Raw genomic sequence first — 21,242 nt, forward strand, 5'->3', positions numbered from 1 at the left:
CAGCTCTTCATCGACCTGAACGCGCAGATCGACGCGACGTTCCTGATCGTGACCCACGACATCAACTCGACGCGTACGGTGCCGGACAACATCGGGCTGCTCTACCACAAGCACCTGGCGATGTATGGGCCCCGCGAGATGCTGCTGAGCTCTGAGGAGCCGGTGGTGCGGCAGTTCCTCAACGCCCAGACGATCGGCCCGATCGGTATGTCGGAGGAGAAGGACGCCGACGAGCTGGCTGCGGAGAAGGACATGGGTCTGCCGCCGCTGCCGCCGATCCCGATGCAGCTCGAGCCGTCCAACGGCATTCCGCGCAAGTACCAGCGTCCGCCGGGTGCCTGGTGCCGTGAGAACGGTGTCACCCCGCCCCCGGGATCGTTCCGGCCTGACACGGTGTACGCCGCATCTGGCGCTGTACTCTGAGACCCACATCCGGCGCGACAGGACGGCAGCGGTCCGTGGCGTGGAGCCCGGTGCCTAGGTGTCCGAGTCGAGTCGACGCAGAGTCAGTACTCGACCCGCCCGAGGCGGCGCAGTGTCTTGGGCGAGACCAGGATCTCCCTTGGACGTCGTTGCTCTTGCTCCGTAGCGTTACCGCTCTTCACGCAGTGCACGAGCCCCCGTGCGACACAGATTTGTCTTTGGGCGACATCGTGATCTGGACTCCATGGTCGGCTCCTCGCGTTCCACGATGGGGTGAATCGTCTCTACGACTGCGCGACGTCGCATGCCCGAGACGGTCCAGTAGGACGCCACCGCCCCAGGTGACGCTGGCCGGCGTCCGTCTCGACAGCTCCCCGCCGATCTTGACGGCATTCGACGGTTGCCGCAAAACGCCCGCGAGATCGGCAGATAGGGCGCCGTTAGAGGTTCTTGGGTCGAGGCCCGCGTCGGATGTCATTGGCCACCTCATCGTCCCGAGAGCTTGTCGACCGAGTCGCGCAGCGCGTCTTCGCCTGCGCGGACATAGTGGTTCAGCACGGTGGTGAGCTTGTCGCCGAGGTATTGGGCGACGACCTCCCAGGATTCGCCGAGCTCCTCGTGGAACCACTTGGTCGCTGCGTGGTGGCGGAGGTTGCGGTAGACGATCGTGCGGGGCCAGGAGTTGTTGGGGTCGTTCTGCTCGACCCACGCGCGGACGCGGTGCCAGCGTTCATTGTGGAGCTCGGGTTTGACCGGGAGGTCTGTGGTGGTGTCCACGAAGAGCCACTGCTCATCTTCTGGGGGGATCGGGTAGTTCCACCAGGCCACGGTTCTGTCTGGCTCGCGTGCAGCAAGATCGGCCCGACGCTGGCGTTCGATGTCCTGGGCGTTGATGACTTGCTGGAGAGTGGCTGCTGGGGGCAGTCCGAGCAGTTCCTTGACGCGGGGGAGGAGCTCGTTGTTCAGGATCGAGGCGGGGAGTGGCACCTCGTGGAGGATGTGGTTCTTGACCGGACCGCGATATCCGTCTTGGTGGCGTGGTGTGCTCCAGGAGCCGTTGACGTGGAGGTAGCCGCCGTCGAAGAAGACGTCGATCGCCCGCAACGCGTTCTGTTCACCGAGGCGCAGGCCGCCGAAGCCGGCTACGCGGATCTTCGTGCCGAAGAGAGGTAGCCGGGTCATCAGCGGGTCGGTGCTGTCCGGGCCGCAGAGCTTGTCGGCGGCGTCGGCCATAGCTCGCACCTGGCGGGTCTCGGGGCGCAGGCGCGGGTCGACAAAGTGGGTGGTGGCTCCGTGGAGGACCGTCGTGCGTCCGATCTCGAGTCCGTCGAGCGGGTCGACCGAGCGGTCGAGCCAGCCCAAGCGCCAGGCGAGCTTGCGCATGGCGGCGAGCTGCCCGCGGAGGTCTTCTCGGCCCCGGGTCGAGAAGATGGTCTGAGCGCCCTTCTCCATCACCTTGCGGCTGTGTTCTACCCGCCACTTCGCGACCGGGACGTCGCCGACAGTGGGGAGGATGTGCGCGTTCAGTCTCGACTCGCGGCCTTGGATCGTGCGCGGGTGCTTGTCTCGCTCGTGGCTGTCCTTGATGTATTCGTCGCCGAGCATTCGGATCGTGCGCGCGGCGCGTACGTCGGCCCGGGCCGGTGCCTCCGTCGCCGTGTCGAGTGCCGCTTCGGCCCGGTCGAAGATGTCACGGGCCTCGGTCTCGGTGCTGGCTCGGCGGAGCACGCGTTGCCAGGGCTCGCCGTCGCCGGCCGGTGACCGGAACATCACCTGGTAGCTCGTGCTGCCAACGCCCGGGGCGTAAAGGCGTACGCGCCAGGCTCGCTTGGTCCCGCCGAGCGTGCGCGGCTTGCCTTGGGCGAGCAGCGTCGGCTTCTTGCGGGGTGGCATCCGTGTCCCTCCTAGAGTGGGGGGCGGGTCCGGTGCGGGCCCACCGAGATCTGCTTCGTGTATCACTCTCGTGTATCACGAGCCTGATCATGATACACGTGCCACTCGTTAGGAGTGATGGAAATGGTCAACCGTCTGGCTGGTGCGACGAGCCCGTATCTCCTTCAACATGCAGGTAATCCCGTGGATTGGTGGGAGTGGGGACCGGATGCCTTCGCCGAGGCGAAGCGTCGTGATACACCGATCCTTCTCTCGGTCGGCTATGCAGCCTGCCACTGGTGCCACGTGATGGCGCACGAGTCGTTCGAGGACGCGGCGACCGCGGCGTACATGAACGAGCACTTCGTCAACATCAAGGTCGACCGTGAGGAGCGGCCGGATGTGGATGCGGTCTATATGGCGGCGACGACGGCGATGACCGGGTCGGGCGGGTGGCCGATGACGGTCGTGCTCGACCACGACGGCAACCCGTTCTTCGCGGGGACCTACTTCCCGGACACGCCGCGCCATGGGCAGCCGGCGTTCACGCAGGTGCTGCAGGCGCTCTCGGAGGCGTGGACGCAGCGGCGGTCGGAGATCGGGGCGGTTGCGGAGAACGTACGTCAGCATCTGACCGCCATCTCCGGAGCTGACGGAAGAGCCGGTGACTGGCAGGTGGATGTCACCGCCGCGGTCGAGATGCTGGCGGGTCAGTTCGACCCGATGGCGGGTGGGTTCGGGGGTGCTCCGAAATTCCCGCCGTCGATGGTGCTGGAGTTCCTGCGGCGGGTGTCCAAGGTGGACTCGAGAGTCCCGCAGATGCTCTCGCGCACGGTGGCCGCCATGGCGGGCGGTGGGCTTTATGACCAGATCGGGGGCGGGTTCGCGCGCTATGCCGTTGACCGCGGCTGGGTGGTTCCGCACTTCGAGAAGATGCTCTATGACAACGCCCAGCTGATCGGGCTCTACGCTCGCCTCGGCACCGATCTCGGTGACCGGGTCGCCCGGGAGAGTGCCGACTGGATGATCCGCGAGCTCGGCACCGCCGAAGGCGGGTTCGCCTCGGCGCTCGACGCCGACAGCGAAGGGGTCGAGGGGAAGTTCTACGTCTGGACCCCGGCCGGGCTCGTCGAGGTTCTCGGTGCCGAGGACGGTGCCTGGGCCGCGGAGCTCTTCGAGGTCACCGAGGCGGGGACGTTCGAGGAGGGGGCCTCGACGCTCCAGCTGCGCCACCGGCCCGACGACACCGAGCGGCTCGAGTCGGTCAAGACGCGGCTCCTGACCGCGCGCGAGGATCGGGTCCGCCCGGCGCGCGACGACAAGGTCGTCGCGGCTTGGAACGGGCTGGCGATCAGCGGGCTCGTCGATGCCGGGCTGCTGCTGGGGGAGCCGCGGTACGTCGAAACGGCGGTTGCGGCGGCGGAGCTGCTGTGGCGGGTGCACGGTCCTTCATCAAGGTATGCAGACGAAGGCTCACATCCCGGGCGGAGTTCCGCAGGGGATGTGAGCGTTGACCTGCATACCTTGACGGAGGAACCGGCGGCCCGCCTCCTCCGCGTCAGCCGCGACGGCGCGGCAGGTGCCCACGCGGGCGTGCTCGAGGACTACGGCTGTGTCGCCGGCGGCTTCCTGAGCCTGGTCCAGGCGACCGGCGACAGCATCTGGCTCGACCGGGCGACGGCACTGCTCGACACCGCGCTGACTCATTTCCGTGCCGAGGATGGTGGCTTCTACGACACCGCCGACGACGCGGAGGCGCTGGTCACCCGGCCCAGGGATCCCTCCGACAACGCCAGCCCCGGCGGCACCAGTGCGATGGCCCATGCGCTCGTCACCGCGCACGCGCTCACCGGCGAGGGTCGCTTCCGCGCCGCGGCCGAGGAGGCGCTCGCCGCCACCAGCACCCTGATCGCCAAGGCGCCCCGGTTCGCCGGCTGGTCCCTGGCAGCCGCGGCCACGATGGCCGAGGGTCCGCTCGAGATCGCGGTCGTCGGACCTCCGGGACCCGACCGCGACGCCCTCGAGGCCGCGGCCCGGCGCAAGCCGGGTGCGGTGGTGGTCGTCGCCGACGAGGCCCGCGAGGACATCCCGCTGCTGAGCAGCCGGACGTCGGTGGACGGGAAGGCGGCGGCGTACGTCTGTCGGGGGTTCGTCTGCGAACGCCCGGTCACGTCGGTGGCGGACCTGGAGAGGGCACACACCTGAGCGGCGACAACTATGGGGTGATCCCATATGTCGGCGAGCCCGTAGAAGTGTAACTTCGGTCACATGACGGTCGATGTGGTGGCGTTCCTGGAGCTGCTCGCCGGGGATGCCGCCGAGGCCGACTTCGAGGGGCCGTCGCGGGCCGCGCGAGCGGCGGGGGCGGCGGTCGAGGAACAGGAGCGGATCGACTACGCCAAGCGGCTCGCGCTCCAGGTCAGAGACATCTTGGAGGCGCGTCGCCGACGCGAGGGAGAGCTGGGTGCGCTGTTCGAGTCGGCCAACGACCTGGCGATGCTGACGAACCTGGAAGCGGTGCTGCAGGCGATCGTGACCCGGGCGAAGCAGCTGCTGAACAGCGACGTCGCCTACCTGACCCTCAACGACGAGCGCCGCGGTGAGTACATGCGGGTGACCGAGGGAATCCTGACCGCCGCTTTCCGCTCGACCCGGATCCCCTACGGCATCGGGCTCGGCGGCCTCGTCGCCCAGACCATGAAGCCCTACTCGACCGCCGACTACATCCTCGACGAGCGCTTCCGGCACGCCCCCGACATCGACGGCGCGGTCAGCGGAGAGGGCATCCGGGCGATCATCGGCGTACCCCTCCTGCTCGGCACCCAGGTGATCGGCGTCCTCTTCGCCGCCAACCGCACCGTACGTCCCTTCGGCACCGAGGCGAGCGCACTGCTCGTCTCCCTCGCCGCCCATGCCGCGATCGCCGTGGACAAGGCCCGGCTGCTCGAGGAGACCCGCGCCGCGGTGGCCGAGCTCGAGGTCACCACCCGCGAGCTGCAGGCGCGCAACGAGGCGGTCGAGCGTGCCGCCGACGCCCACGACCGGCTCACCAGGATCGTCGTCGAGGGCGGCGGCGTCGACGACGTCGTACGCAGCGTCGCCGAGGTCCTCGGCGCCCGGGTCGTCGTCCTGGATCTGAGCGGAGAGACCATCGCGAGCAGCGCCCCGGGCCAGCCTGTCTCCGACTACGAGGCCGCCGTGACCAGACGGAGCCTCGACCTCAGCCGCACCGCCGGCAGCGGTGACATCTACGCGACCCCGGTCCTCGCCGGAGCCGAGCAGCTCGGCTCGATGCTGCTGGGCCCACGTGAGGTCGACCGCGAGAACGGCGATCTGGACGACGGCGACCAGCGGATCCTGGAGCGCGCGGCGCTGGTCACGGCGCTGCTGCTGCTCTTCCGCCGAAGCGTCGCCGAGGCCGAGGGGAGGGTGCGGGGCGAGCTCCTCGACGAGCTCCTCTCCGGCACCACCCCGGATCCGGAGACGCTCCGCGAGCGCGGCCGCCTTCTGCAGGCAGACCTGTCCAGGCCCTACGCGGTGGTGGTGGCCGATGTCCCCGGCGACCGGGCGCGGGTCGGTCAGGCGGCGACGTTCGTCGCCGCGACCCACGACGGGTTCGCGGCGGTGCGGCAGGGACAGGTCGTGCTGATCTTCCCAGACTGCGACGCCCGTGCCGCCGGCGAGCTGGTCGTCGAGGGCCTGCGGCTGTCGGCGGGCGCGCCGGTCACCGTCGGCGCCGCCGGCCCGGTCCCGGGACCGCTGAGCAGCCCCGATGCCGTGGTGAAGGGCTACGACGAGGCCCGGCGCTGCCTGGCGGCCGCGATGACCCTGGGGCGCGAGGGCCAGGTGGTCACCGCCGACGATCTCGGGTTCGTGGGCCTGCTGCTCGGCTCCGACGGGCACCCGGCTGCGTACGTCACCTCACGGCTGGGCCCGGTGATCGACTACGACGCCGCGAAGGGATCGAAGCTGGTCGAGACCCTGCGGACCTATTTCGCCGCCGACCGCAACCTCACCCGCACCGCCGGCGCGCTGCACGTCCACGTCAACACGGTCACCCAGCGCCTGGAGCGTGTCACCCGCCTGCTCGGCAAGGGATGGCAGGAGCCGGAGCGCCAGCTCGAGGTGCAGCTGGCGCTCCGGCTCCATCTGCTGGTCGCCTAGGAAGCCTACGTCTAGGTCGGCTTCCGGCGGCTGAGCCAGAGGTGGCGAGCGGTGCCCCAGATGCCACGGCGAAAGAGCAGCACCACGGTCACGAACACGCCACCGGTGACGATCCCGATCCCGTCGAACCCGGACGAGGCCAGATAGTCGGCCAGCAGCACGATCAGGCCGGCGCCGATCACCCCGCCCCACAGCGTCCCGATCCCGCCGAGCACCGTCATCAGGACGACCTCGCCGGAGGTGGCCCAGTGCAGCTCGGGCAGCGCCACGAACCCGTGCGAGACGGCGAAGACACCGCCGGCCAGCCCGGAGAGCCCGGCCGAGAGGACGAAGACGATCAGCTTGTAGCGCTCCACGTCGTAGCCCAGCGCCCGGGCTCGCGGCGCGTTGTCGCGGATCGCGACCAGCACCCGCCCGAAGGGGGAGTGGACGATCCGCCAGGCGGCCCACATCCCGAGCAGGATGATCGGCAGCGCGGCGTAGTAGAAGAAGAACGAGTCGGTCTCGACCGCCTCGATCCCGAAGAACGACCGCGGCACGCCCTGGAGCCCGTTCTCGCCGCCCGTGAGCGCGGAGGCCTGATTGGCGATGAAGAAGAGCATCTGCGCGAAGGCGAGGGTGACCATCGCGAAGTAGATCCCCGACCGCTTCACCGACAGATAGCCGATCGGCAGGGCCAGGAGCATCGCGAAGAGCGCCCCGCCGAAGACCGCCACCGGGAAGGGAACCCCGAAGTGGATGGCGATCAACCCCGTCGCGTACGCCGATCCGCCCCAGAACGCGGCGTGACCGAACGAGAGCAGCCCGCAGTAGCCCAGCAGCAGGTCGAGGGCGACCGCGAAGAGCGCCCACGCCGCGATGTCCATCGCCACCGGCGGGTAGACGAACCACGGCAGCCCCAGCGCCACCAGCAGGCCGACGGCCAGCAGCACCAGCCGCTGCCAGGGCCGCCCACCCGCGATCGCCGCATGCTGCTCGGTGACGCTCGCGCCGGCCGTCGCGATGCTCGTCATGCCGTCGCCTCCTCTCGGCCGAAGAGCCCGGCCGGGCGGGCCAGGACCACCACGGCCATCAGCACGAAGATCAGCACCTGCGCGAACGTCGGTGCGTACGCCTGCCCGAACGCCTCCACCAGTCCGACCAGGAACCCGCCGACGACGGCGCCGACGATCGAGCCCAGCCCGCCGATCACCACGACCGCGAACAGGATGATGATGAAGTCGCTGCCCATCTCGGCGGTGATCGCCCGGAACGGCGCCGCCAGCACTCCCGCCAGCCCGGCCAGCGCGACCCCGAAGCCGAAGACCGGGGTCACCCAGCGCCCGACGTTGATCCCGAGCGCACCGGCGAGCTCGGGCCGCTCGGTCGCGGCCCGGACGATCATGCCCACCCGCGTACGCGTCATCAGCAGCCAGACGCCGAGACAGACCAGCAGGGCCACGCCGATCACGAAGAGCTGGTAGATCGGCAACCCGACGCCGGCCACCTGGATCCGCCCGCTGAGCACCTCAGGGCGCTCGTAGGGCAGACCGCTCACGCCGTAGCGGCGCTTGACCAGGTCGACCAGCAGCAGGGTCAGCCCGAAGGTGAGCAGCAGGTTGTAGAGCGGGTCGAGCGGCAGCAGCCACTGCACCAGCAGCCGCTCGACCAGCATCCCGAAGACGAGCATCAGCAAGGGCACCACGATCAGGGCACCCCACAGGCTCAGACCGAGGGTGTCCAGGAGCACCGCGGCGGCGACCGCTCCCAGCATGTAGAAGGCGCCGTGGGCGAAGTTGACCACACCCAGCACCCCGAAGATGACCGCCAGGCCGAGCGCGGCCAGCGCGTAGAAGCTGCCGGCCGCGAGCCCTTGGACGGTGTATTGCAGAACCGCGTTCATACCAATCCTTCTGACCGTTCCTCTGGACGTCGAACCGATCGGCTACATCGAGCAGCCGGACTCCGCCGCCGGGCGGAACGCCTCCTCGGCCGGGATGGTCTTGATGATCTCCTCGTAGTCCCAGTCCTCCTTGACGGCATCCGGCCCCTTGACCTTGGCCAGGTAGACGTCGTGGATGACCCGGTGGTCCTCGGCGCGGATCTCACCGTTGCGGAGGAACATGTCGTCCACCTTCTTGCCCTCGAGCTCCTCGACGACCTTGTCGGCGTCGTCGGTGCCGGCCGACTGGACCGCCTCCAGATACTGCAGGGCAGCGGAGTAGTTGCCGGCGTGGGCGTACGTCGGCCGGTCGCCGGTCTCCTCCAGGAAACGGTCGGCCCACTCGCGGGACTTCTCGTCGAGGTTCCAGTACCAGGCGTCGGTGAAGATCGTGCCCTCGAAGGCCTCGACACCGAGCGAGTGGATGTCGGAGATGAACATCAGCCCGACGGCCAGGTCGATGCCCTTCTCCTTCAGGCCGGAGTCGTTGTACTGCTTGACCAGGTTGATCAGGTCGCCACCGGCGTGCATGGTGCCGATGACCTGCGGGTTCGCGGCTCCCGCCTTGGTGATGTACGTCGCGAAGTTGTCGTTCGGGAACGGCGTCGCGATCGTGCCCCCGACCTTGCCACCGCCGGCCTCGATGGCGCCGGTGAACGACTTCACCATGTCCTGACCGAAGGCGTAGTCGGGGTAGATCAGCTGCCAGTTCTTGTCGCCTTCCTCGGTCACGACGGTGCCGGTGCCGTTGGCCAGCATCCAAGTGTCGTACGCGTAGTGGAAGGTGTACTTGTTGCACTGGGCACCGGTGAGCTCGGTCGTCCCGGCGCCGATGTTCATGTAGAGCTTCTTCTTGTTCTTCGCCTGCGTCGCGACCGCGAGGGCCGCCGACGAGGTCGGGACGTCGAGGATGATGTCGGCACCCTCGCGGTCGTAGAGCTCCTGCGCCTTGGTGTTGGCGATGTCCGGCTCGTTCTGATGGTCGGCCGAGGTCACCTCGATGTCCTCGACGACGGCGTCGTCGCCGTACTTCTCCTGATAGTCGTCGATCGCCATCTGGATGGCGATCTTCGAGTTGGGGCCGGAGACGTCCTTGTAGACGCCGGAAGCGTCGTTGAGCAGGGCGAGGACCACCTTGTCGTCGGTGAAGTCGCCTCCGCCGGCGCTCGGACCGCCGGCGCCGCAGCCTGCGGTGACCAGGACACCTGCCATCAGGACGGAGGCGCCGGAAGCTGTGCGTCGCTTGTTCATCGTGTCTCTCCTCGCGGGGGTTGGGACTGCGCTGATTGGGACTGCGCTGATTGCTTGGGGTCAGATCCCGAGGTGTTCGAGCAGCTCGTCCTGGCGTGCGACGAACTCGTCGTTGTCCAGGCTCTCGACGAGTCGGCCCTGGGCGAGCAGGTAGTGGCGGTCGGCGACGGTGGCGGCGAAACGTACGTTCTGCTCGATCAGGAGCACGCCGATCCCGGACTGCTTCGCGGTCCGCACGATGTCGCCGATCTGGGCGACGATGACGGGGGCGAGCCCCTCGGAGGGCTCGTCGAGGAGGAGCACGCGGGCCCCGGTGCGGAGCACCCGGGCGACGGCGAGCATCTGCTGCTCGCCACCCGAGAGCGTCGTCCCGCCCGCTCGCCGGCGGCTGCCGAGAGCGGGGAAGGCGTCGTAGACCTGCTCCAACGTCCAGGCCGACTCGGAGACCTTCGGCGGCAGGAGCAGGTTCTCCTCGACGCTCAGGTTCGCGAAGATGCCCCGGTCGTCCTGCACCCAGCCGAGCCCGGCGCGGGCACGCTTGTGGGCGGGCAGCGAGGTGATGTCGCGGCCGTCGAGCCGGATCGTTCCGGTCAGCTGCTTGTGGAGGCCCATCAGGCAGCGTACGAGGGTGGTCTTGCCGGCGCCGTTGCGACCGACGAGGGTGACGACCTCGCCCGCGGCGACGCTCAAGGTGGTCTCGCGCAGGGCCTGGGCCTCGCCGTACCAGGCGCTCAGCTCGACGACGTCGAGCATCGGAGTCTCAAGCACTGTGGGCCTCCCCGAGGTAGGCGGTGATGACGCGGGGATCCGCGCGCACCTCGTCGTAGGGGCCCTCGGCGAGCACCGAGCCCTGCTGCAGGACCGTGACCCGGTCGGCGAGCTGGCCGACGACGTGCATGTTGTGGTCGACGAAGATGACGGTGCGGCCCTCGGCGATGCGCTGGACGAGCTCGATGGTGCGGTCGACGTCCTCGATGCCCATCCCCGCCGTCGGCTCGTCGAGCAGGAGGAGCTTCGGTTCGACGGCGAGCACGAGGGCGAGCTCGAGCGCACGCTTCTGGCCGTACGCCATCAGCCCCGTCGGCTTGTCGGCCAGCTCGGTCAGGCCGACCTCGGCCAGCAGCCTGTCGACCTCGTCGCGCCGCTGCCCCAGGAGCCTCTCCGAGCGCCAGAACTTCAGGCCCTGGTTGGTCAGCCCCTGGAGCGCGATCTCGACGTGCTCGCGAGGAGTGAGGTTCTCGAAGAGGCTGGTGATCTGGAAGGAGCGGGCCACCCCGTGACGGGTGATCCGCTCCGGTGCCATCCCGGTGACGTCGTCACCGAAGACCGTGATCCGTCCGCTGGTGGGCTTCAGGAAGCCGGTCAGCAGGTTGAACAGGGTCGTCTTGCCGGCCCCGTTCGGGCCGACGAGCGCGTGCACGGAGCCCTCGGCGACCTCCAGGTCGACGGAGCTGACCGCGCGGAAGCCACGGAAGTCCTTGGTGAGACCCTCGGTCCGTAGCGCCCACCTCGGGGCTGATGTGGTGCTCGTCACAGGGGCGACGCTAGGGAAGTGGTGAGGCGTGCGCCATAGGGGTTCGAGACACACTGAGCCGGTCTGCTGTGTGGCTGATCCCCATGCCGTCGCCTCGGCTAGCGGCTCCCGGCCGACCACATCCCGAGCCCAGGAGATGTGTGGGCCGGCCACATGGCGTACGTCACACGGCGTCGCGATGCTTGACGGATCCGAAGGCCGGCCCAGGTGGGCCCCGTCCAGGAGGCCAACCATGCCCCACGCCCGTCTCGTACGCAGACTCCTGACTGCCGGCTCGTCGCTGGCCCTCGCCGCCGCGGCCCTGGTCGTCGGCCATGCGCCCGCGAACGCCGCGCCGTCGAAGGGCGGCGCCGACTGCTCGTCGCTGGTCGGACTGAAGATCCCCGTGAAGCGCATCGGTCTGCCCACCAGCGGTGCCGAGGTCACCGCGACGGCGTCGGTGCCGGCGTCGGGGACCGGACCGGCCGCGCTCCCGGCCTACTGCCGCGCCGACATCGCGATCCACCCGGTCGACTCCGCTGCGCCGGACATCCGGATGGGCCTGGCGTTGCCGGAGGGGTGGAACGGGCGGACGATGATGTTCGGCGGTGGCGGCTACAACGGCACCGTTCCCAGCCTCACCCAGAACGTGCCCTTCGGCCCGGTCGACCAGCGCACCCCGCTCGGACGCGGCTACGCGACCTATGCCAGCGACTCGGGCCACCAGGCTGACCCTGGCCGCCACCCGATCCCCAGCCTGGACGGTTGGTTCGGCCGCTCCGACGAGGCGCTGCGCAACTTCTCGGGCGACGCGCTCAAGAAGGTGCATGACACCGCGGCGTACGTGATCCGGAAGGCCTTCGGCCGGGCTCCCGCCACGGCCTACTTCGCCGGTGGCTCGACCGGTGGCCGTGAAGCGCTGGCGGTCGCGCAGCGCTGGCCGCGCGACTTCGACGGGGTGATCTCGGCGTACCCCGCCTGGAACGCCGCCACCCTCGACCTCTTCTTCGGCCGGATCACCCACGAGTTCGCCAAGCCCGGCGCCTTCCCGTCCCCGGCCCAGCAGGCCTTTGTCGCGCAACGGGTCCTGGCCGCCTGCGACGGCGACGACGGGCTCGAGGACGGGGTGATCTCCGACGAGGCCGGCTGCGACTTCGAGCCGGAGACGCTGCTGTGTGGCGAGGGTGAGGACCCGGGGGCCACCTGCCTCTCCCGTGAGCAGGTGGACGCGGTGGTCGCTGCCGACAGCAGCTGGCGACTGCCCTACCGGGTCGCCAGCGGGGAGTGGGGCTACCCCGGGTTCCCGCTGCTGTCCGGGGCCCGGATGTCGACGCCGATCCTGGGCTTCGGCACCACCGCCCCGGCCGACCCGATGCCGGTGACCGCGGGCTACGGCATGCAGTTCTGGAACCAGTGGGTCAAGCACTTCGTCGCCCGGGATCCGCAGATCAGCCCCTTCGCCATCGACCCGGCCAACCCGGGGGAGTGGCAGCGCCGGATCAGTGAGCTCACTGCGCTCCAGGACGTCAACGACGCCGACCTGCGACCCTTCGCCCGCTCGGGCGGCAGGCTGATCCTGGTCCACGGCGCCGCCGACGAGCTGGTCAGTCACCGCTCCACGATCGACTACTACCAGCGGGTCGAGCGGACGATGGGGAAGCGGGCGACCGAGCGGTTCTCGCGCTTCTACCTGGTCCCGGGCGCCAACCACGCGAACTTCGCCCCGGTCGCCTACTCCGCCTCCTACGACTCGCTCACGACGATGGAGAACTGGGCGGAGGACGGGGTCGCGCCGGACCAGAACCAGGTGGTCGCCGACGGCAACGCCGGCGCCGGCCGCACTCGGCCGCTGTGCGAGTGGCCTGCCTATCCTGCGTACGTCGGCGGGCCTGCCGCGGAGGCCAGCAGCTTCCGGTGCGAGCGATGACGGGGTAACCCCGAACTGTCGATCGGGCCGATCCGGATGGTTTGCTATCCCTCATGTCCGTTTGGCGAACAAAGTCCATCGAGCAGTCTCTCGCCGATGCCGACCACCCTGACTTCAAGCTCAAGCGCCGGCTCACCTCCGTCGACCTGACCGTCTTCGGGATCGGCGTCATCATCGGGGCGGGGATCTTCACGCTGACCGGTCGGGCCGCCGCCGAGTACGCCGGGCCAGGGGTGGTCTTCTCCTTCGTCATCGCCGCGTTCTGCTGTGGCCTGGCGGCGCTCTGCTACGCGGAGTTCGCCTCGGCCGTCCCGGTCTCCGGGTCGGCGTACACGTTCTCCTACGTCACCCTCGGCGAGATGCTCGCGTGGATCATCGGCTGGGACCTGATCCTGGAGATGATCCTGGGTGCGTCCGTGGTCGCGCAGGGTTGGAGCGCCTACCTGGTGACGTTCCTCGAGGAGATCGGCCTCGGCTGGCCCGAAGGCTTCGGTCCGGACGCCAACGCCGAGTTCGGTCAGCCCAACCTGGCCGCGCTGCTGCTCGTGGTCGCCCTGGTCGGCCTGGTCGCGATCGGCATCAAGGAGTCGCTGCGGGTCAACCTCGCGCTCGTCGCGGTCAAGCTGTTCATCGTCCTGTTCGTCATCGTCGCCGGCATGTTCTACATCTCCGGCGCCAACTACGACCCGTTCATCCCCGGGCGCGCCGGCTCCGTCGGCGGCGAGGGCATCCACCAGCCGCTGATCCAGTGGGCCTTCGGTCTCGAGCCGCAGACCTTCGGCGTCCTCGGCATCATCTCGGCCGCGTCTGTCGTCTTCTTCGCCTACCTCGGTTTCGACGTGGTCGCCACGACCGCGGAGGAGGCCAACAACCCTCAGCGCGATCTTCCTCGCGGCATCATCGGCTCGCTGGTGATCTGCACGTTGCTCTACGTCGCCGTCGCCCTGGTCATCACCGGCATGGTGAAGTACGACCAGATCGACCCCGAGGCCGCGCTCGCCACCGCCTTCCGCGACGTCGGCCGCAGCGGGTTCGCGATCTTGATCTCGGCGGGTGCCGTCGCCGGCCTCACCACCGTGGTGATGACGCTGATGATCGGCGCCATCCGGGTCGTCTTCGCGATGAGCCGCGACGGTCTGTTCCCGGTCAAGTTCGCCCACGTCAACGCGAAGACCGGTACGCCGATCCGGATCACCCTCGTCATCGGCGCCTTCGTCGCGATCGTGGCCACGTTCACCCCGATCGGCAAGCTCGAGGAGATGGTCAACATCGGCACGCTGACGGCGTTCGCGATGGTCTCGATCGCCGTGCCGATCCTGCGCAAGCGCCGCCCGGACCTGCAGCGCTCCTTCAAGGTGCCGTTCAGTCCGGTGCTGCCGATCCTGGCCGCGGTGATCTGCCTCTACCTGATGCTCAACCTGAGCATCGAGACCTGGTTGCGGTTCCTGGCGTGGATGGCGCTCGGCTTCGCCATCTACTTCCTCTACGGCTACCGCAACTCGCGGGTCGGCAAGGGCGGCGACGACAAGGCCGCCGAGCCGCTGCACATGTGAGGCTCCCCGGATCTGGGGCGGCGGGAGGTCATCGCGCGGCGTCGATGAAGCGGTCGCCGAGGTCGGAGCGCAGGTAGAGGACCGATCGACCGTGGCGGGCCGAGGTCAGCAGCCCGGCGGCTCGCATCGCCCTCAGATGCTGGTTGACGGCCGCGGCGGTGACCCCGAGGCGTACCGCCAGCTCCGTCGACGAGGCCGGTGCCTCCAGCATCCTCAGGAGCCCCGAGCGGGTCTCGCCGATGAGTTCGCGCAGCGCCTGCGGCGCCCGCGGCCGGTCGGTGTTCCACAGGGTGCCGAGGCCGCGGGCCGGGTAGAACATGACCGGCGGCTCGGCCGCCGAGATCGGCGTCGAGGGGTTGAGGCTGAACAAGGTGGGAACCAAGGTGAGCCCGATACCCGCGGTCGTACGCCGATAGTCGACCTTCGACGTGTTGAGCCGAATGGTGAGCAGGTCGTCGGCGAGGGTCACCCGCGGCGAGGTGTCGGCGAACATCGTGGCCATGCCGGAGTGGACGATCGTGCGTCCGCGGTGCACGATATCGGCCTCCAGGACCGCCCGCATCCGCTGCCAGTGCGGCTCGAAACAGGCCTCCCAGTAGTCGCTCAGCGCGGTGAGCACCCGGCGCAGCACCGCCTGCGGGCGCCCGTCCAGCGCAGCCGGCCGACTGGCGGTGTCGAAGTGGACGGCGTCGAGGTCGGCGCGCACCCGATGCGGCGGTGTCGCCGCGACGACCTCGAGCTCCTCCTCGAGCCGGGCCAGAGGGTGGTGCGGTCGCGGGTTGAGGAAGTCCGGCGTCCAGAGTCGCTGGTTGGTCAGCGCCAGCAGAGCCTCCCGGTCGAGGTCCGCGGCGGCCACTGCGCGGAGCCAGGGCAGGTGGAGCGGGAAGCGGCCCGGATCGCGCAGCGCTCTCAGCGAGAGGGTCAGCTCGTTGAGGGGCGAGATGGCGAACCTGACCTCGCTCAGATCGGCGCCTGTCAGCTCATACCTCACCATGAAGCAATACGCTATATCGTTCGCGGTCCCCGGTCGTCGAATGCGACAACTGGGCCATGATCCGACCTCCCAGCGACCCGGTCGAGCGTCCGCTCGTCGGCGCCGTCGCGGCCCTCTCGCTCGCGCGCGGCATGTTCTTCGCCGTCAGCGCGCTCTACTTCACCCGCGTCGTCGGGCTCTCGGCGGTGACCGTCGGCGTCGGGCTCACCGTCGCCGGCGGAGTCGGTGTGCTCGCCACGTACGCCGGTGGGCGGGTCAGCGACCGCTGGGGTGCCGACCGGGTTCAGCTGTGGGCGATGGCGAGCTACGGCACCGCGCTGCTCGCCTACGCGCTGGCGCGGGACGTGGTCGCGTTCGTGCTGGTCGCGACCTGGGTCTCGGCCTCACGAGGCTTCCACTCGAGCGCCCAGGCGACCCTGGTCGCGCGCTGGTTCGTCGGCCCCGAGCGGGTGGCGGTCCGGGCACGGCTGCGGGTGGTGATGAACGTGATGATCGGAGTGGGCACGCTGCTCGCCGCCCTGGCGCTGGTGGTGGACACCGCGACCGCCTACCGCACCACGATGGTGATCGTCGGCGTGCTCACCACGCTGGCGGCGGTGCCGCTCGTCGGGCTCCGGCGCCGGGTCGTCGGGCTGGCCGCCACGATGGATGCCGGTGCCGGGCCCGCGGCGGTCAAGGGGCCCTCGCCGCTGCGTGACCGCACCTATGTGACCGCCGCCGTGCTCAGCGGGGTGATGGCGATCCACTTCGGAGTGACCTCGATCGCGGTGCCACTGTGGGTGGCCGACCACACCGACGCTCCGACGGTCCTGGTCTCGCTGCTGCTGGTGGTGAACACGGTCTACGTCGCGCTCTTCCAGGTGCGCGCCTCACGAGGGACCCACGACATCGCGACGGCGGGACGGGCGGTGCGCGGTGCCGGATTCCTGCTGCTGGCGGCCTGCCTGCTCTTCGCGGCGGCGGAGTACGTCGGTCCGGTGGTCGCCACCTGCGTACTGCTGCTCGCGGCCCTGGCCGCCTCCGCGGCCGAGACCCGCGGAGAGGCGGGCAGTTGGGGACTGGCCTTCGAGCTCGCCGACCAGGAGCGAGCCGGTGCCTATCAAGGGGTGAGCCAGATGGGCTACGCGCTCGCACACATGCTCGCGCCGCTGGTGGTGACCGCCACCGCGATCGACCATGGCACGGGCGGGTGGATGGTGCTGGGCGCGGTCTTCGCCATCACCGGCATCCTCACCGCGATGCTCGCGCGGCACGCGGCGGCAGCGCGGGCGCGGGAGCCTCAGCGCAGCGCGTACGTGGCGAGCGAGACGCCCGTGTAGTGAGCGACGAACGCCAGGATCGTGAAGGTGTGGAAGACCTCGTGGAAGCCGAACCACCGCGGCCACGGGTCGGGCCGTTTGAAGCCGTAGATGACGCCACCGGCGGTGTAGAGCGCGCCACCGACACAGATCAGCGTGAAGGTGGCGATCCCGATGCCGACCCCGAGCGCCACGGCGCCGGTGAAGAACGCCGGGATGAAGAAGATCGCAGCCCAGCCGAGGGCGATGTAGTTGGGGACGTAGAGCCAGCGCGGTGCGTCGTTCCAGAAGACCCGGAAGAGCACACCGAGGATCGCGCCGGTCCAGACCACAGAGAGCAGCACGACCTGGGTGACACCGTCGAGGAGCAGCAGCGAGAACGGCGTGTAGGAACCGGCGATCATCAGCATGATGTTCGCGTGGTCCCAGCGCTTCATGATCGTGTACCACCGCTCGTTCCACCGCCCGAGGGCGTTGACCCGGTGGTAGACCGCGGAGACGGTGAAGAGCAGCAGGGCGGCCATGGTGAACACCGCAGCACCGACCCGGGGCGCCCCTGCGGGCGCCAGCACGATCAGGACGATTCCGGCCGCCAGCGTGAGTGGCGCGGTGGCCAGATGGATCCAGCCGCGCATCTTCGGAAGGGCCTCGTGGACGGTCGAGGAGACCGAGTCGGTGATGTTTCCGACCGTCAGGCGCATCGCGTCAGTCATCTCGCTCATGAGGATCAACACTATCGGTAGACCCTGAAGACGAGGTGAATCCCGTACCGCCGGTTGGGGTGATTCCCGTCCCGCTGGGGGATGTGCGCGCGCCGCCGATACCCTTCTGCTCGTGGCAGACTGGAAGGAAGGCGTACGTCGGGTTCTCTACCCCGCCTACGAGGCGCGGATGCTGCGCAAGATCGACAGCTCCAAGCTGCCCAAGCATGTCGGTGTGATGCTCGACGGCAACCGCCGCTGGGCCAAGGAGGTCGGCCAGTCGACCGCCCACGGCCACCGTGCCGGCGCGGCCAACATCGAGCCGCTGCTGAGCTGGTGCGACGAGATCGGCATCGAGGTCGTCACCCTGTGGCTGCTCTCCACCGACAATCTCAACCGCCCCGCCGAGGAGCTGGCCCCTCTCCTGGAGATCATCGCCGACGCCGTCGACTCGCTGGCAGACGTACGCCGCTGGCGGCTGCATCCGGTCGGCGCGCTCGACCTGTTGCCCGACTGGCTGTCCCACCGTCTCAAGGCCGCCGAGGAGGCCACCCGTGACGTCGACGGGATGCTGGTCAACGTCGCTGTCGGCTACGGCGGCCGGCGCGAGATCGCCGACGCCGTACGCGCCCTGCTCAACGAGCACGCGACCCGCGGCACCTCGCTGGAGGAGCTCGCCCAGATCATCGACGTCGAGCACATCGCCGACCACCTCTACACCAAGGGCCAGCCCGACCCCGACCTGGTGATCCGCACCTCCGGGGAGCAGCGCCTGGGCGGATTCCTGCTCTGGCAGAGCGCCAAGTCGGAGTTCTACTTCTGCGAGGCCTACTGGCCCGACTTCCGGCGTACGGACTTCCTGCGGGCCCTACGGGCCTACGCGCACCGCGAGCGTCGCCTCGGCAGGTGACCACTGGTCGGCACAATGCAGGGCGTCACCAGGTGTTCACAAAGAAAAATGCTGCGTGTTGCCACGCACCGTTGGTCTGGCGAAGTAGCGTTGTGGCAACGGCGGGGAACAAAATCTCGCCGCACCTGGAGGCCCGTTACGTGAGTAGTCACGAACTGAACCTGCGTCAGGATCGCATCGATCCCGACGGGTGTGAGGCGGTCGGCACCCCGACTGACGGTCCACCGTCCGGTCCATCTGATTAACGATGAAATGACCGGACTCAAGGGTGTGTGAGCCGGTCGCGAGAGGTGATCCGCGTGGCCAACCGAACCGCGAATGAGCTCGTCACCGAGGCCGACACGTCGGCCGCTCCGACACCGGCGTCGGAGTCTGCCACCGCTGAGAACGAGTCGCCCATCGTGCGAACGTACGTTCTCGACACGAGCGTCCTGCTCTCGGATCCGAAGGCCATGACGCGCTTCGCCGAGCACCAGGTCGTGCTCCCGGTGGTGGTGATCACCGAGCTCGAGGGGAAGCGGCACCATCCGGAGCTGGGCTACTTCGCCCGCTCCGCGCTCCGGCAGCTCGACGAGCTGCGGATCACCCACGGTCGCCTGGACACGGCGGTCCCGGTCGGAGAGGAGGGCGGCACCATCCGTGTCGAGCTCAACCACACCGACCCGTCCTCGCTGCCGAGCGGCTTCCGGCTCGGTGACAACGACACCCGCATCCTCGCGGTCGCGCGCAACCTGAAGGGCGACGGGCTCGACGTGACCCTGGTGTCCAAGGACCTGCCGATGCGGATCAAGGCGTCCGCGGTCGGGCTCGAGGCCGAGGACTACCGCGGTGAGCGGATCAACGACTCCGACCCGGGCTACTCCGGAATGGCCGAGCTGGACGTCGCCTCCGCGGATCTCGACGAGCTCTACGACGACGGTGTCCTCGACCTCGACTCGGCCCGCGACCTGCCCTGCCACACCGGTCTGGTGCTGATGTCGGACCGCGGCACCGCGCTCGGCCGGGTCGGCCCGGACAAGCAGATCCACCTCGTCCGCGGTGACCGGGAGGCCTTCGGGATCCACGGCCGCTCCGCGGAGCAGCGGATCGCGCTGGAGATGCTGCTCGACCCGGAGGTGGGCATCGTCTCGCTCGGCGGGCGGGCCGGCACCGGAAAGTCCGCGCTGGCTCTCTGCGCCGGCCTCGAGGCGGTCATGGAGCGCAACCAGCACAAGAAGGTGGTCATCTTCCGGCCCCTCTTCGCCGTCGGTGGCCAGGAGCTCGGCTACCTGCCCGGCACCGAGGGCGAGAAGATGTCGCCGTGGGGCCAGGCCGTCTTCGACACCCTCTCCGCGGTGACCACGCAGGAGGTGATCGACGAGATCATCGACCGGGGCATGCTCGAGGTGCTGCCGCTGACCCACATCCGCGGCCGGTCGCTGCACGACTCCTTCGTCATCGTCGACGAGGCGCAGTCGCTGGAGCGCAACGTGCTCCTCACGGTGCTCTCCCGGATCGGGGCCAACTCAAAGGTGGTGCTGACCCACGACGTCGCCCAGCGCGACAACCTCCGGGTCGGACGCCACGACGGCGTGGTCGCGGTGATCGAGAAGCTGAAGGGCCACCCGCTCTTCTCGCACGTCACCCTGACCCGCTCCGAGCGCTCGCCGATCGCGGCGCTCGTCACCGAGATGCTGGAGAACGTGGTCCCGTGACGTCGTAATCCTTCTCACCCCAGCGGCCCCAGACCGGTAAGGTCTGGGGCCGCTGTGATTCATGTGACTCATGGTGCGGAAGTGATGCTCAGGACGGTCATTTCTGACCCACAAACGGTGCGTCCGGTTTGATACGGGGTGGGCGCTCGTGCATTGTTTGCGGGTCTGCAATGCCTCAGCCCCCGAATGAGAGCCCGTGACCAAGCCAGTTCATCGTGCCCCGCGACATCGCGGTGCGCCAGCGAATCCGCTTGTCGACGTTCCGCACAAGGCTGCGCGTACGACCGCCAAGACAACCCTCCTACTCTCCGTCCTCGCCCTCGGCGGGACCGGTGCCGCAGTCGCGGGTGGGGTGGCCTACTCCGGGCCAGCCACCGACGACCCGACTCTGAGCGCAGGCGAGGCGGCCGCCGCCGACCTCCCCGAGCTCACCGACGCCCAGCGCGCCGCGATCGAGGCCGAGTCCGCCGCCCGCGGCAGCGAGACCTCGTCCCTGTCGCGTTCGGCCGGTGACCGCCGTGAGGTCGCCGACCCCGGCAAGCAGGCCGCGCTGTCGGCCGGCAACGACGTACGGGCCATCGCCGGCGTCGAAGAGATCGAGATCGATCTGCGCAACCCCAGGGACATCGCCAAGTCGATGCTCGGCGACTTCGGCTGGGGGATGGACCAGTTCTCCTGCCTGGAGCCGCTGTGGCAGAAGGAGTCCGGCTGGAACCACACCGCCGACAACCCCTCCTCCAGCGCCTACGGCATCCCGCAGGCCCTCCCGGGCTCCAAGATGGCCAGCGCCGGTGCCGACTGGGCGACCAACCCAGCCACCCAGATCAAGTGGGGCCTCGGCTACATCAACGACCGCTACGGTTCCCCCTGCGGCGCTTGGGGCCACTCCCAGTCCGTCGGCTGGTACTGAGCCACGCCGAGTCGGCCCGATCCGTGTGGCCGACCGCGACTGCTGCGTCCCGGACACCTCGGTCGACCGACTCGAAGGCATCGACCGCGGTCCGTACCAGCATGGCGATGC

General features: G+C 69.2%; 16 protein-coding genes and 2 pseudogenes. 9 read left to right on the top strand and 9 right to left on the bottom strand.

Annotation, left to right across the window (positions count from 1 at the left end):
* Nucleotides 1–423: pseudogene (locus ABZZ22_RS24175) on the top strand (ABC transporter ATP-binding protein); the annotation flags it as partial.
* A gap of 486 nt (nt 424–909) precedes the next feature.
* Here the strand turns inward: ABZZ22_RS24175 and ABZZ22_RS24180 are convergent.
* Nucleotides 910–2,316 (bottom strand): hypothetical protein, encoded by a 1,407-nt coding sequence (locus tag ABZZ22_RS24180; protein WP_354937101.1) that lies wholly within the window; start codon nt 2,314–2,316, stop codon nt 910–912.
* Between the two features lie 123 nt (nt 2,317–2,439).
* On the opposite strand from ABZZ22_RS24180, the gene ABZZ22_RS24185 reads away from it, so the two are divergent.
* Together ABZZ22_RS24185 and ABZZ22_RS24190 are read left to right on the top strand one after the other, a co-directional pair.
* On the top strand, nt 2,440–4,500 hold the full coding sequence (locus tag ABZZ22_RS24185; RefSeq protein WP_354937104.1) for a thioredoxin domain-containing protein: 2,061 nt from the start codon (nt 2,440–2,442) through the stop codon (nt 4,498–4,500).
* A gap of 63 nt (nt 4,501–4,563) precedes the next feature.
* A complete protein-coding gene (locus tag ABZZ22_RS24190; RefSeq protein WP_354937107.1) occupies nt 4,564–6,459 on the top strand; it encodes a GAF domain-containing protein in 1,896 nt (631 codons plus the stop codon).
* Nucleotides 6,460–6,470: 11 nt separating this feature from the next.
* Here ABZZ22_RS24190 and ABZZ22_RS24195 read toward each other — a convergent pair whose 3' ends face one another.
* From ABZZ22_RS24195 to ABZZ22_RS24215, 5 genes are read right to left on the bottom strand one after another with little or no spacing between them, the layout of a single operon-like run.
* Entirely contained in the window at nt 6,471–7,472 is a 1,002-nt protein-coding gene (locus ABZZ22_RS24195) for a branched-chain amino acid ABC transporter permease (protein WP_354937110.1), read from the bottom strand.
* Complete coding sequence (locus ABZZ22_RS24200) at nt 7,469–8,341, bottom strand: branched-chain amino acid ABC transporter permease (RefSeq protein WP_354937113.1); 873 nt, start codon at nt 8,339–8,341, stop codon at nt 7,469–7,471. Before ABZZ22_RS24200 ends, ABZZ22_RS24195 begins: the two co-directional genes overlap by 4 nt.
* Before the next feature lie 42 nt (nt 8,342–8,383).
* A complete protein-coding gene (locus ABZZ22_RS24205) occupies nt 8,384–9,631 on the bottom strand; it encodes an ABC transporter substrate-binding protein (RefSeq protein ID WP_354937116.1) in 1,248 nt (415 codons plus the stop codon).
* A gap of 60 nt (nt 9,632–9,691) precedes the next feature.
* Nucleotides 9,692–10,399: an ABC transporter ATP-binding protein gene (locus tag ABZZ22_RS24210; protein WP_354937119.1), complete on the bottom strand. Its 708-nt coding sequence runs from the start codon at nt 10,397–10,399 to the stop codon at nt 9,692–9,694.
* Nucleotides 10,392–11,165, bottom strand: coding sequence for an ABC transporter ATP-binding protein (locus tag ABZZ22_RS24215; protein ID WP_354937122.1), 774 nt, complete (start codon nt 11,163–11,165; stop codon nt 10,392–10,394). The genes ABZZ22_RS24210 and ABZZ22_RS24215 overlap by 8 nt, the downstream gene beginning before the upstream one ends.
* A gap of 232 nt (nt 11,166–11,397) precedes the next feature.
* Between ABZZ22_RS24215 and ABZZ22_RS24220 the strand changes: the two genes are divergently transcribed.
* Entirely contained in the window at nt 11,398–13,071 is a 1,674-nt protein-coding gene (locus ABZZ22_RS24220; RefSeq protein ID WP_354937125.1) for a tannase/feruloyl esterase family alpha/beta hydrolase, read from the top strand.
* Nucleotides 13,072–13,124: 53 nt separating this feature from the next.
* On the top strand, nt 13,125–14,624 hold the full coding sequence (locus ABZZ22_RS24225) for an amino acid permease (RefSeq protein WP_354937128.1): 1,500 nt from the start codon (nt 13,125–13,127) through the stop codon (nt 14,622–14,624).
* Between the two features lie 28 nt (nt 14,625–14,652).
* Here the strand turns inward: ABZZ22_RS24225 and ABZZ22_RS24230 are convergent, their stop codons facing one another.
* Nucleotides 14,653–15,618 carry a DUF5937 family protein gene (locus tag ABZZ22_RS24230; protein WP_354937131.1) on the bottom strand — a complete coding sequence of 322 codons (966 nt, stop codon included), beginning with the start codon at nt 15,616–15,618 and terminating at the stop codon, nt 14,653–14,655.
* 56 nt (nt 15,619–15,674) lie between these two features.
* On the opposite strand from ABZZ22_RS24230, the gene ABZZ22_RS24235 reads away from it, so the two are divergent.
* Complete coding sequence (locus ABZZ22_RS24235) at nt 15,675–16,937, top strand: MFS transporter (protein ID WP_354937134.1); 1,263 nt, start codon at nt 15,675–15,677, stop codon at nt 16,935–16,937.
* Here the strand turns inward: ABZZ22_RS24235 and ABZZ22_RS24240 are convergent.
* Nucleotides 16,898–17,638 (bottom strand): hemolysin III family protein, encoded by a 741-nt coding sequence (locus ABZZ22_RS24240; RefSeq protein ID WP_354937137.1) that lies wholly within the window; start codon nt 17,636–17,638, stop codon nt 16,898–16,900. The genes ABZZ22_RS24235 and ABZZ22_RS24240 overlap by 40 nt on opposite strands.
* Before the next feature lie 112 nt (nt 17,639–17,750).
* Between ABZZ22_RS24240 and ABZZ22_RS24245 the strand changes: the two genes are divergently transcribed.
* The 3 genes from ABZZ22_RS24245 to ABZZ22_RS24255 all read left to right on the top strand — a co-directional run bounded on the left by ABZZ22_RS24245 (nt 17,751) and on the right by ABZZ22_RS24255 (nt 21,131).
* Nucleotides 17,751–18,527 carry an isoprenyl transferase gene (locus ABZZ22_RS24245; RefSeq protein WP_179656558.1) on the top strand — a complete coding sequence of 259 codons (777 nt, stop codon included), beginning with the start codon at nt 17,751–17,753 and terminating at the stop codon, nt 18,525–18,527.
* 398 nt (nt 18,528–18,925) lie between these two features.
* Complete coding sequence (locus ABZZ22_RS24250; protein WP_354937144.1) at nt 18,926–20,221, top strand: PhoH family protein; 1,296 nt, start codon at nt 18,926–18,928, stop codon at nt 20,219–20,221.
* A gap of 196 nt (nt 20,222–20,417) precedes the next feature.
* Nucleotides 20,418–21,131 carry a lytic transglycosylase domain-containing protein gene (locus ABZZ22_RS24255; protein ID WP_354937141.1) on the top strand — a complete coding sequence of 238 codons (714 nt, stop codon included), beginning with the start codon at nt 20,418–20,420 and terminating at the stop codon, nt 21,129–21,131.
* 19 nt (nt 21,132–21,150) lie between these two features.
* Here ABZZ22_RS24255 and ABZZ22_RS24260 read toward each other — a convergent pair.
* Nucleotides 21,151–21,242, bottom strand: a pseudogene (locus ABZZ22_RS24260) (ABC transporter permease); the annotation flags it as partial.

Origin of the sequence: Nocardioides sp. NPDC006273 (genome assembly GCF_040613495.1) — a bacterium.
Classification (GTDB): Bacteria; Actinomycetota; Actinomycetes; order Propionibacteriales; family Nocardioidaceae; genus Nocardioides.

Coding starts and splice junctions, on each gene's coding strand:
- ABZZ22_RS24235 (WP_354937134.1), top strand. CDS start 15,675: ATGATCCGACCTCCCAGCGACCCGGTCGAGCGTCCGCTCGTCGGCGCC.
- ABZZ22_RS24220 (WP_354937125.1), top strand. CDS start 11,398: ATGCCCCACGCCCGTCTCGTACGCAGACTCCTGACTGCCGGCTCGTCG.
- ABZZ22_RS24180 (WP_354937101.1), bottom strand. CDS start 2,316: ATGCCACCCCGCAAGAAGCCGACGCTGCTCGCCCAAGGCAAGCCGCGC.
- ABZZ22_RS24205 (WP_354937116.1), bottom strand. CDS start 9,631: ATGAACAAGCGACGCACAGCTTCCGGCGCCTCCGTCCTGATGGCAGGT.
- ABZZ22_RS24225 (WP_354937128.1), top strand. CDS start 13,125: ATGTCCGTTTGGCGAACAAAGTCCATCGAGCAGTCTCTCGCCGATGCC.
- ABZZ22_RS24190 (WP_354937107.1), top strand. CDS start 4,564: ATGACGGTCGATGTGGTGGCGTTCCTGGAGCTGCTCGCCGGGGATGCC.
- ABZZ22_RS24200 (WP_354937113.1), bottom strand. CDS start 8,341: ATGAACGCGGTTCTGCAATACACCGTCCAAGGGCTCGCGGCCGGCAGC.
- ABZZ22_RS24185 (WP_354937104.1), top strand. CDS start 2,440: ATGGTCAACCGTCTGGCTGGTGCGACGAGCCCGTATCTCCTTCAACAT.
- ABZZ22_RS24195 (WP_354937110.1), bottom strand. CDS start 7,472: ATGACGAGCATCGCGACGGCCGGCGCGAGCGTCACCGAGCAGCATGCG.
- ABZZ22_RS24240 (WP_354937137.1), bottom strand. CDS start 17,638: ATGAGCGAGATGACTGACGCGATGCGCCTGACGGTCGGAAACATCACC.
- ABZZ22_RS24230 (WP_354937131.1), bottom strand. CDS start 15,618: ATGGTGAGGTATGAGCTGACAGGCGCCGATCTGAGCGAGGTCAGGTTC.